The following is a 17,167-nucleotide window of genomic DNA, read 5'->3' as shown; positions in this document are numbered from 1 at the left end:
ACAAATTTTGTATATATTATTGCTCTATTTTTTATCAAATATGGATAACCTTTGCTCACGATATTTGAGGCTCCATCGAAGACGTTTATGTTCACATTATGTTTTTAACTATATTTAGTACGATATATTTCTTTATATAACTTGCAAATAACTTTAGCTCTTTGTCAAGAACCTCTACCTTGAGTTTACCATTGCACCTAGTCGATAACGGCTGTTACAGAAAAAATACTTCTGCGTATTTAGTCTAAACAACACAACATCGTTAAAGTAATTTTTGTAACCTTATAGGTCCTCGCACTTCGCATACGCTAAGATTCGTCGAATAAACCTTTAATATTAGCTATTGTCGAAAAATAATTAGCTAACTGCTTTTTTGTATATTCACACGCTCAATAAAGAAATTCTCTTTTTAACTGCGATTTTAAGGTTGTCCCTGATCTCATACCTCCTCCTTTATTTTATTAATTTCTTTATAACGGAGGGTTCGTTGTTTGTTGAGCTTCTGGCTCCTGCAAACATATTTCGTTGACCATTGCCGCTCGGTATCCACTGTGCTCTGCTACCAACCGAATAACACGCTCGATAGCGTGTATGACTGTACCATCTGTTTGTCCCGCTTCTTCTGGAAATTCAAGGTGTCGCCAACTACCTTTCGTTAATGAAGATAGTGCGCTCGGTCTATACCAGAACATAGAACCTGCGGGAAAGGTGTTATTCTCCTTAGGTAATTTGATATCCAGCGCATGAGCAACAGTCTTTGCTATCTCAAAATTTTGTCCCCAGTTTACATGTCTTACTATCGTTGGATGGTAATTGGGTATTACGATACCAAGATTTTTGTTGTCGACAAATGCTTGCAATGTTTGCTTACAGAAATCTTTGTCCATCAATTGCCAGTAAAGTTGGTTTCGCCACCCCGCTAGCTCAGGTTGGTGCGGCGTTTTCTTGGTGTGCAATTTAAGCACAAGGTCACACTCGCTTAGTTTCTCATCTGCAATAGTTAACCAAGGAAGAATATCGCGGCCTTTGTTGTTCAGTGCGATAACCTCAACCAGTAAATTTTTTGACAGCGCTTGTTTTATTCTTTTTTCTGCATCAATGGAGCAAGTCACGATAATACGTCGAATATTGGGGATGTTTGCAATGTATGAGAAAACTTGCGGTAACAAATGTGGATAAAATACGTGAATACAAACGCCGACACTAGGCAGCGCTGAAGACTCTTTTAGGTTATATAAGTAATGCTCGTTATCTTCCCAATTGTTGCTACCTTCTTCCAATAGCTCTGCAGTTAAAGCAGCTACTGGAAACAGTTTGTTGAGATGCATTAACGTATAATCAGCAAAGCATGCCCTTGCAAAAGTTGGTAATGCCAATAATGCATTGCTAAACCAATTGCGGTTGTCCCTTAAAACAAAGGCACTTTGGCACATATATTTATCTAGCATAAGTCCATGCTCACGATTTTCTTCCATGGCGTCAACTACAATCTGGTAGTCTGCTATTGTGGTCATAACGCTTGTTGTATTTAACATCACGGTATTTACAGCTGGGCTGGGCAAGTTCCTCGCTTGTGTGTCTTTTAGATACTTGACTGCCTGCACAACAGCGAGTTTTGCTGAATCCAACTCAAGCGCTTTATCTATTAAATTTTTCGCGCTTTTATATTCACCGCGAGCTGTTGCAACGTTTGCAAGGCGGGCATAAAAAGTCGCGTTTGTGGGCGACATTTCCAGCGCTTTGGTGTAGTTTTCCTTAGCTTCTTCGTATTGCTTTTCGCGCATATCAACGTCGCCAAGATGCATGTAGCGCCATGGTTGAGGCTTAAGGGAAATGGATTTTAATGCTGCCTGCCGAGCTTCTTTATTGATACCCCACTTCATTAAAAGCGCATAAAGCTTATCTAGCTGATTGGCATCAAAATGTCTGTTACTTAACAAAGCTTCCCAGTCAACTAGCTTTATTTGTGTTGCGTTATAAGCAGTCAAACAACTCAGTAGGTCTTGCCAAGTTAATGGTTGAAGGTGAGGCTGTGCAAAATAAGGCTCAGGTAAATTTCCTTTATTGGTTTCAATAGCTGCTTGCTTTAACAATGGGGCAACTAAATCGTCGCTTTTGTGAGTATGCACATGCTCTTTATCATTTACATCTGAATATTCGAATAACTGTTGTTGAATTATCTCGCATTGAATGCGTATTTGCTCACTCATCATATTTTGCATTGATTCCGGTACCGAGCTCTGAAGTAAGCCTTGCTCGTAGGTGCGGCATATCAATAAGGATGGTTCAAAGTCTTTCTGACTGGCTACTTTTGCTAATTCAAGCGGTTTAGAAACGAATGATGTTTGGTCAAACAATAAGGTGTCGGTGGGATGTTGTTCAAACCACTGCAACATCGAACGAGCTGAACTTAGCCACATCTGTGCAGCTAGATCAGGTGTTAACCAAAATTGCATATCAACTTGTCGGTTACTGGCATCGCCCGAGTATTGAATTAATTGCCGACTATGTCGTTTTAGCAGTGATGATACAGATAGGCGCCAGTCTCTGAACACCATGAGTGTTTTGAGCTTACCATCGGTTGCTTGATGCCAACCATCCAAAAACAGCACAGCCCTCGGATCTTTCGCACCGATGATTGTTTTATCATCAACCGCTTTCCTTCGTTTCTCTAGGTATTGGCGCATTTCGTTTATAGCGCCGGCGGTTAATGTTAGCGGTCTATCAGAAAAATACCGCCAGTCAGTGGCATTGACGTTGAGTAGTCGATCATGCAAATTAACCATGGGTACATCTTCAAAGTGACCGTTTCGATTTGCAAAGCTCGGCCCCATAAGATCGCTACCCATGTTTACTTTATTATCGTAAAGGGTATTTGCTACCAACGACGTACCGCTTCGATGAAAACCGGTACATAAATAGAAAGGATAGTTACTCAATGGATGCCCTTTTTACTTAGTTATCGTTGCAAAAAAAATCACGAAGATTCTGACAAATCAAAAACTACCTTCTGCAAGTTGTTTAAGCTCTGGTTTAACGTTTAAATTATTTTGTGCAAAAAATTGTAAATAATTGACGGCATTTGCTACGCGGGTTTTATCATAATGCAGAGCATCTTTGAGTGACCAGCGACAGGAAGCAATTAATTCATCCGCAGACATGTCTTCAACATCTTTGTATTTGACGGTGGGTATGCCAGTTGTTACCGCGAGCTCTTCTGTTCTTGAGTCGATGCTAATGACTTTGCCAGGCACTCCCGCTTGAATTGGCAGTGCCACGCCATGATAACGAGGACCTATTGCTAAGGTGAAATGTCGTGAATAATGCATCCAGTTCTGCGCATCAGCAAAGAATACACCGTAACTCTCAAACCACGCTTTAATTTCACTCCATTTACCAATTCGAGAGTACACTCTCTCTAATGCTTTGATTGTATTAGGTTCAATGTCAGTTGTTTCCCCTAACGCAAGTTGAATCAGGCTCTTAGGGTGCTGTAGGATATAGTCGCCTTTGTATTTCTCTACAATTTCAGTCAGTGTGTTTTCCAAGCTTGACGATTTATGGAACGGATTGCCTGCCGCTGTCATTATGCGGTCGTACTGAGTACGTTGCTGGTGATCAAAGCAACGTTGGCCGAGCCCGTGTTGTAGTGATATGAATTGTGAAGGACACCCAAAAGGAGCAGAGTCCACACCATAGTGCTGAAGTACACTGCTTGAGAACTCGCCACGTGTAATTATATTTGGTTTGTTCGCATCAACACGTAGTTGCTTGGATAAGTCCAAAAACGCTTTAGTACCATCAGGTACCTCTGGTATTTCTCCGATTGCATCACTTTGCGCACCAAGACCGATAAAAGTTGTAGGTAAATCGAAATTGCGTAATCTGTCGGCCCATCCCGCTAAGTCAACGTGTTTACCAATTTGGTTAGCGCAACAAACGATTAAGTGGTCGTATTCCTGATTCAACTTAGCAGGGTCATCAGACCATCGGACAACATCAGCTTCTTCATCCACTAAACTTTGGACACCATGCACAAATGCTACGTTACCTGTATTCCCTCCAGTGGCTTGCATCCACTTATCAGCATTAGCGCTTATTAGCCGATTTTTAACAAAACCGTCGATATCGATTAAATTGGTGATTATACCAACCTTCATATGCAATTCCTTGTTTGTAAAAACGTAAGCACACGTTAAATTTTATGTGCCATAAATTCTTTTCTTGAATACTAAATGATGACCTACTAATTAAATAGTGAGTATACATTAAAATAAATTAATTTAGTTTTTGTCAGCTGCTCTTGAATGCTAAAAAGAATACCTTTCTTGCCTTTAATAGCAGTTTTTCCTTAATTGTGAGCGCCAGCAGTTCAACAATGGAAAAATGCTCACTGATATATTTGTTATCAATTTCATCTATTAGTTTTTTTACTAGTAGCAAATCTTTGGATTTGAGTTTGGCGATTATGTCACTGAAATCCAATTCTTCGTGCTGTGCTTCATTCTCTCTTGGTGCGTAATTAGTAATAATCTGCATCATTTTTTCTAGTCTTAATTGTGGCACTTGTTTAGCCAGCAGTTTCGCTTGATGCTGCATATCGCTAGAGAAGTTGTTCACGTCGGTTTTTGTGATATAAGAAAACGAAGGTTGGCTTTGACTATATTCTTGCAAAAATTTGTCTAAACGTGCCAATAAGTCATTACTCGCAAAGTGATTGCAAAACCGCATTAATTCGATGGCTTCATGGCAATATTGCGAATTAATACGTTCGACATTTGCAGTAATATTTGATTTTTTTGGTAGCAGGTGCAAAAAATCATTTATTAATGAGCCATTGTGAAATAATTTTTCATCAAAATAGCTTATTAAGAGCTTAGGTGAGAACTCTTTTGCCATCTTCGTGAGTATATCGAGTTGTTGAAAACTGATCTTACTTGGCATTGCAAAAGGGCGAGTATACTTATGTCGTTTCACCTGTTGATGGTACCCGGATTCAAGCGCTGAAAGGGGATGCCGGACGTAAAATATGAACTCTGCATTAGGCAAATAAGCAAATAACCACGGTAAGTAATAAAAAAAGTGTTCTGAAGATAATAACAACATGTCAGCAGTTGAATCATTCAGCTCTTGCATCACTTTACGCGCTTTTGAATGGTCGTAGTGTGCGGATTCACTTTCTGTTCGGTTGGTAATTAAACAATCAACGTTCCCGCTACTTATATTGTTGCCATCAAGATTATGTTCAGGGTACAAGATACCTTCACTAATCAGAGACTCTCGATTTTTTTTAAACCAATATTGAATAGCAGAGGTGCCGGTTTTTGGTGGCCCCACATGAATTACCAGTTTTTTATTTTTATGAGTAATACACTGCTTTTTATTTATTAATTGTTCCCATCGTGCTACAAATATTTTCTTAGCTTCATTAAACAGTGCTATATCTGCAGCGTGCAGGGCAGTAATGTTATTAAAATCATCTGCTGATATATCAACATTAACTCTTGCAGTTATGGCTTCATAACGAAATCTACCAATTTCGATGTCTAGCCAATCCTCTGCCAGTAAGAGGCTTTTGACAACACAGGTATCAATAGCAATTAAACCAATACTATCCAACTTCATATTAGTAAAAAGTTTAGAGTAAAGGTTTACACGGTTTGGGTGGCTGTAAAAATCTTTAAAGGATGGTTTGCTTTCAATATGTTTATACATTTGCTTATATGCATTTACAAGCCTGTTGACTGGGCATGTAAACATAACACCGGTGTTTTTTAACTCTGTATTGGTGGTTTTGCTAATTGGGGTGTTAAGAGTTGTTGAGCTAAGTATCCTACTTGTGTTTATCACTGAATTTTGCAGTACGGTGACAAAACTAGATGATTCACACGCAGGAATTTTCAGAAAATGATAGCTTGAGCAGTTCACAATGTTCAGTTAATCCGATGACAAAAATGCGGTTTGAGCTTTAGCTCAAACGTAAAGAGCCTAGATCATACAGTAGAGTGTCGATTGAGAAAATCTATTTCACGCAAAAATTGCTGCGGGTGATGCTGCGGTATCATACTAAAAGTTATAAGCAGAGTTTTTTTCACCAATCGCCATCTAAGTCTTTTATTATTGTAAACAAGCATAATCTTGGAAGTTGCGCAGGTTGAAAAATCAAAAACCTCAGCGTCGATGTGCCCGAGCCTAGTTAAAGAAGCAAAGCGGTTGACTACTTTGTCACCCGCTTTTCAACTTACATTAGCTTGGGTCTATAAATAAACTAATCTGACGAACTATCAGAGTAATTTAAGTTAAACTTCTTAAGCACTCGTCTGTTTTCATCATAAGATTCAATCACTTTAAAGTGTTTGGTCAGCGTTGGAATTTCCTGACTACTCAAGCCGTCAACTTGATACTGTAAAACGGTATCTAATATCCAATTTTCTTCACCATTAAAAACAACCAGTTCCAATGGAAATGAAGCTTCCAAATAATCAAGTGACTGTTGCGCAGTGCCATCTACAATAACGTCAGCAAATTTAACGCCCAACTCAACTTCAGATTTACACGTGGCAGATATCAGTTTCGATTCAGGGTCTTGTTTAATTAACTCTATAGTAATGTCTTGAGCAATGAAGTTAGGATAATCATCACCGCGGCCCAATAGGTACAAACGGTCTTTAAACTCTGCAATACAATCAAAGCCACTCATTTCAGTTTCTTTTGCAGGTGTTTGACTAGTATTGTATTTACTGGAAATTTCATCGACCGACGTTGCTTCTTGCTGAGAACAAGCGCTTAGCATAGAAATAGTTAAAAGTGATAATAGGTAAGCTCTGGTCTTCATATAAATTAATGCTCCTGGTTAATTGAACGATTGAATGCGTTGCATTTGTAATTCATCGGTCAAAGCTTCTGCTTCTCCCGGTGTATCTAAAATGTACGGTATGATCATAATCATTAATTCGGTTCTGTCTTGAGCATTGTTATCACTGCGAAATAGTTTGCCAATTAACGGCAAGCGCCCCAAGATTGGAACGCCTTGTGAACCTTCACTAGAAGTAGAAGAAATTAAGCCACCAATTAACACTGAGCCACCGTCTCTGAGTGTGACTGTTGTGCTGATACTTCGGTTTAAAATAACCGGATTACCTGCAGACGTCGATTCAGTCGCCTCGCTTAACTCTTGATTAATTTCAATATCAACAAAACCTGAAGCATGCACTGTGGGTTTGATATCTAAAATTACCCCGGTTTTTCGGTATTGCACATTCTGAATATTAGGCGCATTGCTGTCAGTGGTACTTTGGCTTGTTGAGGTTACAACGGGTATCTCATTACCAACATCGATAGATGCTTCACCACCGCTTTTGACCATAATTCTGGGGCGCGACCTAATATTTGCTCGGTCATTTTTATAAAATGCATTAATTGCCGCGCGAGTGTTGCCTGCATTATCTAATCCAAAAAGATTAAGACCGGAGCCTTTCAAACCTAAACTTCCTAGCGTACCAAAGCTTAAATCAAAATCACCCAAAGAAGAATTGGCTAACCATTCCACGCCCGTTTCTTCAGAATCATTGAGTTGCACCTCAACTAAAATTACTTCTACCATCACTGAGGGAGCAGGTTTGTCGAGCTTTTTAATAATAGGAAGCGCTTTTTGCCACTGTTTTCCGCTACCACTAAATAAGATGGTGTTGAGTTGTTCGTCGACCGTATAATTCCCGTTTTGTCCGGCGTTTTGCCCGCTATTTGACTGTCCAACGTTATTGCGTTGAGGATTATTAATTGGTCGTGACAGACTTCTATTTGCGCCATCTTGTGAATCTGATTCGCCGCTAGGTGCACTGTAATTTGCCACACCAAGTTGACCAAGAACGCCAACAATATGACTTGCGAGGGTTCGTTGTACGGGGTAGAAAAACAAGCCGTCTTCTATTTCACTTTGCTTTTCAACTTCAATTTTATCAGCCCAGTTTTCTATGTGCGTCAATACTTCACGAGATTTTGCAAATACGATAAGTTGGTTCACACTTTCTAAGGGCAGTAAGCGAATGGCGACGCCAGGTTGATCAGCAATCCCAACATTAAAACCTTCGGTTTTGAGGACTTTTTCGAGATTACTCGACAAGGTTTTTACATCACTTATTTGAGGTTCCAAAATCACGCTATACATACCGCTCATTTCTGGTCTATCAAATAATTTCGCAGCTGCAACAGCCTGCTCTATTTTTGCTTTTTGTCCTTGAAAAATTAAGGAATTACTAAAAACATCATGTTGCGTTGTCAGTTCATTACTGTTGAACAATTGATTAATATAACCAAGTATATTCCGCGCATTCACAGACTTGACTGGGTAAGCGTAAAATAATGGGCGATTAGTAAATGGTACCTCAGGCAAAGCGCGGCCGCTAACCAACAAGGGGGTGTCTTGAGCACTCGCGTTTTCTGAAAAAGCAAACACGATAATGTTTTCATTTAATGATGTTGTTACACCATAAGGTGCTAGAGTCTGGGTTGCAATCTTGTAAAGTGCTTGTTGGTTTACTTCGGATGCTAAGCGCATGGTCACTAAGTCAGACGCATTTGCTACTTTTGGTTCAATAACAAAACTTAGCCCTAACTGGTTACCAAAAATTTCGTTAATAAACGCACTAACCGACATATTGTTAAAACTCAATCGGCTGATCATTTTAGCGCTGTCAAGTTTTGGAATAACGACGTCGTTTGCAATATTTGCTTTTTGTTCAATGCTTAAAGTTGGTGTAGACCGACTTTTTATAGTGCCTGCATTATCATTATTTTGATTGGTAACTGCTAATAAATCAGAATCATCAACGAGTTCATCCACTTCAATTATTTTGGCAGGACGCATTGGCTTGGAAAATGTTTCATCGTCTTGTTTGGCTAATTTAGCAGCAGGGCCCCCTAGCGTAGCGCAACCACTCATAATCAAAATAACAAATAGGATTGTTAAAGGTTGAATGAGTTTGCGGGTGTGTTTACCGATAATTTTGTAATTGGATCTCATTGTGATTCGCTAATTTTATTGTCTGTATTCTCAAAAAGACGCTGTTGCACCAAAGTGTTTGCTTTAACGTGTCGCCACTCAATTGTTGTTTGGTCTATGACGTTCAATTGCCAACCGTCTAAAATTTGCTCGCCCTGTTTTACTTTTATCGTTTTACCAATATTGTCAGTAATGCTGGGTTGCTTTGGCAGTTGTACAATCACTGCCGCTGGCTTTTCTAAAAGTATACCAATTAATTTTGCTTTGGATATATCATTTGGATCAAACTCATTTTGTTCAGCACTATCCAACGCTTTATTCTTATCTTCTGTTTCGCCAAGTGCCCTATTTTTGTTAAATTGGCTTAAGCTAGCAAAAGTATCAGACCAATTAGTTTTATCGACATTTATAACCTGCAGCTCTGAGGTAATGACGCGTTCGGAGTCAATATAAATGGTTTGATAAGAAAAATAGATCGAGCCCAATATTACTAATAGTGCGATTGCAATATAAAGCCTTACCAACTTCGTCACTATAAGCTCTCTTCTTTGTATAAATAGTCAATCACAATCACTAACATGTTGTTTGATTTAGGAGCATATTGCATCGATGCAATCCTTCGATACGGTTTTTCGGTAGTAAATTCATCTAAAAAATTGACAACACCAGACTCGTCGAGTCGTCCATTTATTTCGATTCTGACCGACCATAACTTAGTATTTCCTAAGCGTACTAAATCTGAACCCAATAAATTAAAACGATTTCGTTCAACTTTTTTACCTAATGCTGCTTCGAGAGCAGCTAATGCACTCGCTTCCGCAGCGCTTTGAGAACTTGCGGTAGGCAATTCATTTAAGTATTGCTGCGCGATATTCTTTTGCTGTACAAATTTATCCTGATCGAATGGTGTGTTTTTCGCTGCAACTAAACGTTGATGCAGTCCGATTTGGCTTGTTAACAACGTTTTCTCATCTTCAATTAGCGTGCTGACGGCGTTTAGTACATATAACAGAAGCAAAGCTAATACCAATAGCAGAAGCCATTGCAATCTCTTGTTTGACGACAGCTCAGCGTATGCCGCGGTTGCTTTTAGATTATCAAACATTTTTAGTTCCATTCTAACTCTAACACCCACGTATTTGAATCGTTGTGCGGGCGTATATTAGCTGATTTTACGCGTTCAAGTTGCTGCGTATTTTCTACTAACTCAGTAATATTAATTTGTGTTGAAACGAACTCTAGCACTAAGGTATTGTTCTGCCATTGCCATTGGTTAATACGGACCTCTGCTAATGCAGATAGTTCAGCTAAGCTAGCGCTAATTGTATTTGGAAAGTTCGCATACTCAGATCGCCAAGCGTCTAATCCTTTAACCGCGTTTTGCGCATCGTCCAATAACTGGCGATCGGTCAACTGGGGTCCTATCGCTTCCGTTAGTTCTTGGTTTTGTTTTGTAATCCAATGTTTTTGAATGCTTATTGTTGAATAGGCGATGACTAACCAAAGCAAACACAAGCCAAATATAGCAAACGAGAAAGTTAGCCAGTTCGCCGGTTTTGCCATCAAACGATCTATTTCTCTCTCTATGCCCCAGGCTTTGGAAATGTTTTGTGTTTGTAAAGTCGGATATTTTACCCGATTTTGTTCTGTAGGCTTGATTGCTAAGTTTGCAACTAATACCCCTTGAGTCCATGTTTGTTGGTAATCAAAATGCTCGCCACTAACCGTGGCGAAACCATCTTTAGGAGGGGCTTGCAGGGCTGTTTCTGGTATGCCGTGTATTTCATGTTTAGCATACCAAAGATGAATACCTAAATGACTTCTGTATTTATATAAATGTTTTACAGCAAAGGGAGATAAAAGGTCTTCTTGTAAAGCACACCATTGCTTAAGTTCTGCAGCTGACAGCCCTTCGGGAAAAGCCTTATATACATAAAAAAATTGAGTGTTTGTATCGACCGAGCGCGGCGATGAATCAATCAAACCCTCAAGTTTATCTAATAATGTATTTCTGGCAGACTGCACTTTTGCGATAACGCTCACTAACGAATAAACCTTTTCACATCTGTTATCAATGTGATGTAATATACACTAATTACGGCGTTTTGATAACACTAAATAGCTGATACAAATATTGTTTTAAGGGTATTTTTAGGTGATAGAACCACTAGGATTAGATGCAAACATAATACAAGCAAGTTTGATCAATAACTTGGTCGTATCCAATGCTATCACCTCGAAGCAACAAGCATTGATTGAGCAGTCGGTGACTGACAAAAAAACAACACATATTCAGGCGCTGAAGCGCTTTGGTTTTGTCAGCGAAGATTTTCTATTAGAGAACCTAGCCATAGAGTTAGATTGGTCGTTAGCTCAAAACACGCAAGATTGCCCCTTAGTGGCAGATGTTTTGAGTTTAGCTACGCAGCAAAGCCTTTCTATTGATTGGTGTATTGAACAGGGTGTTTTTGCAACCGCCAATGAGCAAAGCTGTAATATTTATGTTGTAGACCCATTCAATCAGTTTGCAATATCGGTAATCATTTCGAATATTACACAAGCTAATGTGAACTACATACTCTTAACCTCCGCAATGATGGCGAATATTGTGGATGAGTTAACACGCGAGCGCGAAGTGTCTGATTTATTTGGACAAAAGGGCATTAATTTATCGACTCTAGCGGAAGAGGCACCGGTCATTAATCTGGTTAACAGCTTTTTGGAAAAGGCTATTCAACTGGAAGCGTCAGATATTCATATTGAAGCTGGTGATACGAATATGCGTGTTAGGTTTCGTATCGACGGAACGTTAATGGAACACATGCGCCAGCCTATTTCTCGCTTTGCCGCTATTTCCTCTAGAATTAAATTACTTGCCGAACTCGATATTGCCGAACGCAGATTGCCACAGGATGGCAGATTTAGCACCCGAAATGCGGGGCAAGACTTTGACATCCGTGTGTCTACTGCACCAGATGTGTATGGCGAGTCAATTGTAATGCGATTGTTGCCTAAAAAAAGAGAGCAATTATCGTTAGCTAACTTGGGTTTTGCGCCAGACCATTTGAGTACAATACAACGTTGGGGAAAACTGTCTAACGGCATCGTCCTAGTAACAGGACCAACGGGCTCCGGTAAGTCAACCACTTTGTATGGATTATTATCAGACTTACGCACCGGCAAAGAAAAAATCGTGACGGTGGAAGACCCTGTGGAATATCAGTTAGAAGGGGTTACGCAAGTTCAGGCGCGTGCAGATATTGGTTATACCTTTGCCAAAGCTCTACGTACTTTTTTACGACAAGATCCTGACGTTATTATGGTGGGCGAAATTCGAGATAAGGAAACGGCAGATATAGCCGTCCAGTCATCACTAACAGGTCATTTAGTGTTATCTACTTTGCATACCAACGATGCCTGTTCCGTTTTTCCGCGATTAACCGATATGGGTGTCGAGCCTTTCTTGATTGCCGCGACTATTCAGGGAGTTCAAGCACAGCGTTTGGTCAAAAAACTCTGTGAACATTGCGCTGAATCTACTGACGCCCCCAGTTTTATGCCTGAAGCAAGTAAAGAAGGCACATGGCGCAAGGCTGTTGGTTGCCCAAAATGTCATGGCAAAGGGTATAAAGGTCGTATAGGTATTTATGAATTAGTTGAAGTAACCCCCGCATTAAGGGAGTTAATAAGCGCGGGAGCGGGCGTTGCTAAATTACGTCTTCAAGCTAAACAAGATGGCGCACGCAACTTATTCAATGATGGCTTATTAAAAGCGGCACAGGGCATTACAAGTGTCGAAGAAGTACTTAGGGTATGTGCCACCGAAGATGAGGTAATATGAAGTTTCTATACCAAGGCATAGAGACCAAAACGAAACAGCGTGTGCATGGCGTTATTGATGCCAGTACATTGCAACACGCTCACGCACAGTTGCGTGAGCAAGAAATACAGGCAGTAACCTTAAGCATTAACCCTGAAAAAAAAATCACAGGGAAAAAAGTTAAAATAAGTGATTTAGTTTTACCTATTCAAGAATTAGCCACCTTAACAGAAGCTGGTGTTTCATTAATCGACGCCATTTATTCACTTGCTGAAAGTGATCAAAACATGCGCATATCGCAGGGCTTTAAAGAAATTGCGGCGAAGGTTGAAGCGGGAGAGAAATTCTCAGAGGCGATTGACTCATCTTTGCTACCTTTTCCTAGTTTTGTATCGCCTTTGGTCAAAGCCGGTGAGTTGAGCGGACAATTAACACTCGCACTCAACAATGCATCGCAGCAAATGGAGTATGAAGAGTCGATTAGAGCAGACATTAAAAGCGCGATAACTTATCCTCTAGTGCTCATTGGTTCTGGTATCACAGCAATGTTAATAATATTTTTTGCGGTGGTACCCAAATTTAGTCATATGCTTGATGGTGACAAAGAACTTCCATTGCTCGCATATTGGGTATTATCTGCGGGTAGAGCAGTGAATCAGTCGCCTTTTATTATCGCCACCGTTATTGCTTTGCTGATAATTACCGTAGGATTAATCCTGCGTCATCCAGAGGTGCGCAGTGCAGTTGCTAATGCTTCATTACGCTTGCCCGTTATTGGTGAATGGTTAAGTGAGCAAGATACTGCAAGGTGGGCTGCGCTCTCCTCTGCAATGCTGCAAGCTAAAGTCAGTTTAATTGAAGCTTTGACCTTAGCGGCACATGCATCTGATTATAAGTTACGCAAGCAACGCGCGCTTAACATGGTAAATGATATTGAATCCGGTATGGCATTTAGTGAAGCATTAAAAAAAGCGAGATTAATTCCGGCAACATCAATGAACCTGATTGCTGTTGGCGATAAAACCGGACAACTCGGCAACATGTTAAAAGCGGTGGCTAAATTGCACGATGAATCGTGTAAACGCAGGATGAAAAAGGTCATTACGCTAATGGAACCTATTGCCATACTAGTAGTCGGTATATTTATCGGGACGATGATAATTGGTATAATATTAGCAATAACAGCTACAACTAACATTGATATTTAGAACCAAGCTAGAAGCGAGGCTACGCTCAGTAGTTTTTAAGTAATTAATTAAGGAACACGCACATATGCATCAAGCATATCAAATTGAAAATAGAAAAAAGGTTCAGCATTTGAATAAGCAAAGTGGTTTCAGCATGATAGAACTTCTTGTTGTATTGGTAATATTAGGTCTGCTAGCCGGACTAGTAGGGCAACAGTTTTTAGGCAAAGTTGATACTTCAAAAGTCAGAACAGCAGAAACACAAGTAAAAATGCTTAAAATGGCATTGCAAACTTATCGGCTTGATAATAGTCGTTATCCAACAGACTTAAAGTTTTTAAATGTAGCACCATCAGAAAATGCGCAGTATTGGAGCGGACCTTACTTAAGTGAGACCTTACCGCTTGATCCTTGGGGTGTTGATTACGTTTATCAAACAGACGCCAATGCACCACAAGGTTTTTACCTTTATAGTTACGGCGCAGATAATAAAGCGGGTGGTGAGGGCTTAAATGCCGATGTGGGTTATGTACCCCAAAGCTAATATAACATTAATGGGCAGGCAGCTTGGTTTTTCTATGATTGAGCTTTTAGTTGTATTAGTCATAACCGGTTTGATAGCGGCAGTTGCCGGCCCCAATTTGTTTGCGACCCTTAATGCTAGCCAGCGAGCTGACGATATTAGTAAAGTGCGCGGTGTTTTGCCCAGCATAGCCCTAAATGCCAGTTTATTGCAGCAGCAAATAATAATCGATTCAGAAGCGCAAATTAATACGTTTTTGGCAGAGCCCTTAGACTTTAAAATGCTGTTTGAGCCAGCGTTATTAATACAAAACAATGGTTATTGTCACACCAGCAGAGTATCTATCATAAATGAATCTGATGAGACTATGTATTTCAACGTTACCTCGCCTTACTGTGAATTAACCGAGTTAAGGCAAAATGATGAAAGCTAGCGAAGGTGCTTACCGACAATCAGGCTTTACCTTGCTTGAATCGCTAGTTGCTTTGGTTATTTTATCCTTTGCGATTGCCTTAGTGAGCGAATGGATAGGCACTGCTCAGCGAACAGTGGACAAAATCGGTCAACATCTTGCGGCTGATGAGATTTTTGAGCAGAGCTTGGACATATTATCGCTACAAACGTTTGAGCAAACCAGGCAGGGTGAATTGAACATTAATCAGCACCGGGTTGAATGGCGCGCAGAGCTAATTAAGCAAAGCCAAGATCAGGTATTTAAAAGACAGCCAAATTGGAACGTGGCATTGTTTAATGTCAGCCTTGATATTTATCAAGGTAGTAGCCTCATTACACGAATAAATACAGAACAAGTAAAACAGTGGCAAGTAAACTTTCCTGATGAAGAGCGCTAGTCATCAATATGGTAAAATATCGGCGTTCACACTCTTCTAAAAATAGCTCATTTAATGTGGGATTCACCTTAGTTGAAATGCTAGTGGTGTTAGTGATATTGGCAATGACCACGGGATTACTAGCTTCCGCTTTGCCCATCGTATGGCAAAGCTTTGCAAAACTAGAACAAAAGCAACTAAATCAATCCGTCAATTTGGCCGCCAAATGGTTTCGCCGGAGTATTCAAGGCGCATTGTTATATCACCCCGATAATGCGGTTTTCAACGGCACTGCCAGCAAACTTAGTATGATCACTAACGCGCCACTTGACGACTCGACTAACATTCCTAGCTACATTACATGGGAGATAAAATCGCAATCTTTTGCTCGGTCTGGAATCCAGCAATCTAAGGTTATCTATGACCTGTGGTATCGCAATCAGCACACGCAAACCGTGATTAAAGTACACACATTTAACGCCCCCGCGTATTTTAACTACATAGTTGATAATGAGTGGCAATCAACATTTACACCCAAAAAGGCCATGTTACCCGAAGCTGTTTCAATTATGGTCGAACAATCTAATCCTACTGATGGCAGTTCGACAATCTGGTTGTTAGCTACACCAATTAATCCTGTGAATGTTGAAATACCGCCAGAAATGATTTTGTTTGGTCAATATGAGTTTTAATATAAGGTACACGCGAAAAAGTTTCAGCAAGACGCATGCAAAGCAGCAAGGTATTGTGTTGCTTGCTGTACTGGTACTGCTGCTGATCATTAGTCTTGTGATTACAGGTGCGAATGTTTTGCTGGAGTCGCGACTAAACTTAGCGGTTAGCGCCAAGGAAAACTTACGTAACAAGGCCGCAGCAATTTCTAAAGCCAATCAATTAACATACTTGCTAGCTACACAGCGCTTAACCATTGCGGGTATCAGTCAAGGCATTAATCCCGAAGGCTTTGCTCGAAATGAAGATGACCAATTTATCAATCTTATTGTGGGTGATGAAATTCGTGTGGATGGCCACGTATATGAATTTGAGCAAAAGCAATTTAGCTATAGCATTCAAAGTCAACGAGGTTTGTTATCGGTTAATACAAGCGGCCAGCGCTGGTTAAAAAAATGGATACAAAGCCAAAATCAAGATGCTTTGCAGACTAATAGAATGCTAGATAGTCTGTTTGATTATGCTGATGGGGACTACACACAAAAACCCGCTGGGAAAGATGGCAAAAATTATCAAAATATTCGCAATTATTTATTACAAAGTTGCAGTGAATTATTCTTAGTACAACATTGGCAAGCATTTCTTACATTGCACCCTGACTTCTTGTCACATTGTTCGCTGCAACGTTCCTCGGTACTCAATCTTAATCAAGTACCAATATCTCTTTGGCGAATTTTTTGGCCAACTTCTATCGATAGGCTGATAGAAATGAGAGACAGTGGCCTTTGGTTCTCCACGCTATCTGATGCTTATTTAGTTGAACCGAGCATTGCGGGCTTATCTGAACAACATCTTTCAACACTGGGCGGCCAACAATTTAGCGTGATGGTATCTTATCCCATAACAAACAGCAAATTACAAAATGAAATTGATTTAGGTCAGGCGAAAGAAAGCAAATTAAAGAATCAAATTGTTTGCCTTATTCACGTTGGCAGCGGCAATAACCCACCCATGGTCATCAAGCCTTAACTAACTTGATGAAAATGAGAACTAAAGCTACATGATTAAAGAGCCTGTTTTAATACCTAAGCCTAAAAAATAATACTTGATAAAAATCAGCAGCATGTTATAAAT

The 17,167-nt window shown here is 40.0% G+C and carries 15 protein-coding genes; 7 read left to right on the top strand and 8 right to left on the bottom strand.

All coding sequences use genetic code 11. From position 1 onward, the window contains the following. Positions 1–470 precede the first annotated feature (470 nt). From GNIT_RS14785 to GNIT_RS14750, 8 genes are all read right to left on the bottom strand, one after another. The gene (locus GNIT_RS14785) at positions 471–2,939 is read right to left on the bottom strand and encodes a rhamnan synthesis F family protein (RefSeq protein ID WP_148261725.1); all 2,469 of its coding nucleotides are present in this window, start codon (positions 2,937–2,939) and stop codon (positions 471–473) included. A 57-nt stretch (positions 2,940–2,996) separates the two neighbouring features. Next, complete coding sequence (locus GNIT_RS14780; RefSeq protein WP_014110082.1) at positions 2,997–4,160, bottom strand: polysaccharide pyruvyl transferase family protein; 1,164 nt, start codon at positions 4,158–4,160, stop codon at positions 2,997–2,999. A 133-nt stretch (positions 4,161–4,293) separates the two neighbouring features. Next, entirely contained in the window at positions 4,294–5,715 is a 1,422-nt protein-coding gene (locus GNIT_RS17765) for a hypothetical protein (RefSeq protein WP_049786944.1), read from the bottom strand. Positions 5,716–6,268: 553 nt separating this feature from the next. Further along, positions 6,269–6,835, bottom strand: a complete 567-nt coding sequence (locus tag GNIT_RS14770; RefSeq protein ID WP_014110079.1) for a hypothetical protein — start codon at positions 6,833–6,835, stop codon at positions 6,269–6,271. A gap of 18 nt (positions 6,836–6,853) precedes the next feature. Then, complete coding sequence (locus tag GNIT_RS14765; RefSeq protein ID WP_049786943.1) at positions 6,854–9,022, bottom strand: type II secretion system protein D; 2,169 nt, start codon at positions 9,020–9,022, stop codon at positions 6,854–6,856. Beyond that, complete coding sequence (locus GNIT_RS14760; protein ID WP_014110077.1) at positions 9,019–9,534, bottom strand: hypothetical protein; 516 nt, start codon at positions 9,532–9,534, stop codon at positions 9,019–9,021. Before GNIT_RS14760 ends, GNIT_RS14765 begins: the two co-directional genes overlap by 4 nt. Next, entirely contained in the window at positions 9,534–10,106 is a 573-nt protein-coding gene (locus tag GNIT_RS14755; protein ID WP_014110076.1) for a hypothetical protein, read from the bottom strand. Before GNIT_RS14755 ends, GNIT_RS14760 begins: the two co-directional genes overlap by 1 nt. A gap of 2 nt (positions 10,107–10,108) precedes the next feature. Further along, positions 10,109–11,044, bottom strand: a complete 936-nt coding sequence (locus tag GNIT_RS14750; RefSeq protein WP_014110075.1) for a hypothetical protein — start codon at positions 11,042–11,044, stop codon at positions 10,109–10,111. A 112-nt stretch (positions 11,045–11,156) separates the two neighbouring features. Here GNIT_RS14750 and GNIT_RS14745 point away from each other — a divergent pair, with 112 nt between their 5' ends. From GNIT_RS14745 to GNIT_RS14715, 7 genes are all read left to right on the top strand, one after another. Further along, entirely contained in the window at positions 11,157–12,842 is a 1,686-nt protein-coding gene (locus tag GNIT_RS14745; protein WP_014110074.1) for a GspE/PulE family protein, read from the top strand. Beyond that, on the top strand, positions 12,839–14,029 hold the full coding sequence (locus tag GNIT_RS14740; protein ID WP_014110073.1) for a type II secretion system F family protein: 1,191 nt from the start codon (positions 12,839–12,841) through the stop codon (positions 14,027–14,029). The genes GNIT_RS14745 and GNIT_RS14740 overlap by 4 nt, the downstream gene beginning before the upstream one ends. A 64-nt stretch (positions 14,030–14,093) precedes the next feature. Beyond that, a complete protein-coding gene (gene gspG / locus GNIT_RS14735; protein WP_014110072.1) occupies positions 14,094–14,552 on the top strand; it encodes a type II secretion system major pseudopilin GspG in 459 nt (152 codons plus the stop codon). 34 nt (positions 14,553–14,586) lie between these two features. Next, on the top strand, positions 14,587–14,964 hold the full coding sequence (locus GNIT_RS14730; RefSeq protein WP_202945465.1) for a type II secretion system protein: 378 nt from the start codon (positions 14,587–14,589) through the stop codon (positions 14,962–14,964). Further along, entirely contained in the window at positions 14,954–15,382 is a 429-nt protein-coding gene (locus GNIT_RS14725) for a type II secretion system protein (RefSeq protein ID WP_014110070.1), read from the top strand. The genes GNIT_RS14730 and GNIT_RS14725 overlap by 11 nt, the downstream gene beginning before the upstream one ends. A gap of 8 nt (positions 15,383–15,390) precedes the next feature. Continuing rightward, the gene (locus GNIT_RS14720) at positions 15,391–16,053 is read left to right on the top strand and encodes a PulJ/GspJ family protein (RefSeq protein WP_014110069.1); all 663 of its coding nucleotides are present in this window, start codon (positions 15,391–15,393) and stop codon (positions 16,051–16,053) included. Then, positions 16,043–17,062, top strand: a complete 1,020-nt coding sequence (locus GNIT_RS14715) for a hypothetical protein (protein ID WP_041246458.1) — start codon at positions 16,043–16,045, stop codon at positions 17,060–17,062. Before GNIT_RS14720 ends, GNIT_RS14715 begins: the two co-directional genes overlap by 11 nt. The last annotated feature ends 105 nt before the right edge of the window (positions 17,063–17,167 follow it).

The organism is Glaciecola nitratireducens FR1064, from assembly GCF_000226565.1.
Classification (GTDB): Bacteria; Pseudomonadota; Gammaproteobacteria; order Enterobacterales; family Alteromonadaceae; genus Glaciecola; species Glaciecola nitratireducens.
The sequence above is the reverse complement of the archived record's forward strand: the minus strand, read 5'-3'. Positions and strand labels throughout refer to the sequence as shown.

Excerpts from the sequence above, each read along its gene's own strand:
- GNIT_RS14740 (WP_014110073.1), top strand. The coding sequence starts at position 12,839 with ATGAAGTTTCTATACCAAGGCATAGAGACCAAAACGAAACAGCGTGTG.
- GNIT_RS14715 (WP_041246458.1), top strand. The coding sequence starts at position 16,043 with ATGAGTTTTAATATAAGGTACACGCGAAAAAGTTTCAGCAAGACGCAT.
- GNIT_RS14755 (WP_014110076.1), bottom strand. The coding sequence starts at position 10,106 with ATGTTTGATAATCTAAAAGCAACCGCGGCATACGCTGAGCTGTCGTCA.
- GNIT_RS14720 (WP_014110069.1), top strand. The coding sequence starts at position 15,391 with ATGGTAAAATATCGGCGTTCACACTCTTCTAAAAATAGCTCATTTAAT.
- GNIT_RS14765 (WP_049786943.1), bottom strand. The coding sequence starts at position 9,022 with ATGAGATCCAATTACAAAATTATCGGTAAACACACCCGCAAACTCATT.
- gspG (WP_014110072.1), top strand. The coding sequence starts at position 14,094 with ATGCATCAAGCATATCAAATTGAAAATAGAAAAAAGGTTCAGCATTTG.
- GNIT_RS14725 (WP_014110070.1), top strand. The coding sequence starts at position 14,954 with ATGAAAGCTAGCGAAGGTGCTTACCGACAATCAGGCTTTACCTTGCTT.
- GNIT_RS14730 (WP_202945465.1), top strand. The coding sequence starts at position 14,587 with ATGATTGAGCTTTTAGTTGTATTAGTCATAACCGGTTTGATAGCGGCA.
- GNIT_RS14770 (WP_014110079.1), bottom strand. The coding sequence starts at position 6,835 with ATGAAGACCAGAGCTTACCTATTATCACTTTTAACTATTTCTATGCTA.
- GNIT_RS17765 (WP_049786944.1), bottom strand. The coding sequence starts at position 5,715 with ATGTATAAACATATTGAAAGCAAACCATCCTTTAAAGATTTTTACAGC.
- GNIT_RS14780 (WP_014110082.1), bottom strand. The coding sequence starts at position 4,160 with ATGAAGGTTGGTATAATCACCAATTTAATCGATATCGACGGTTTTGTT.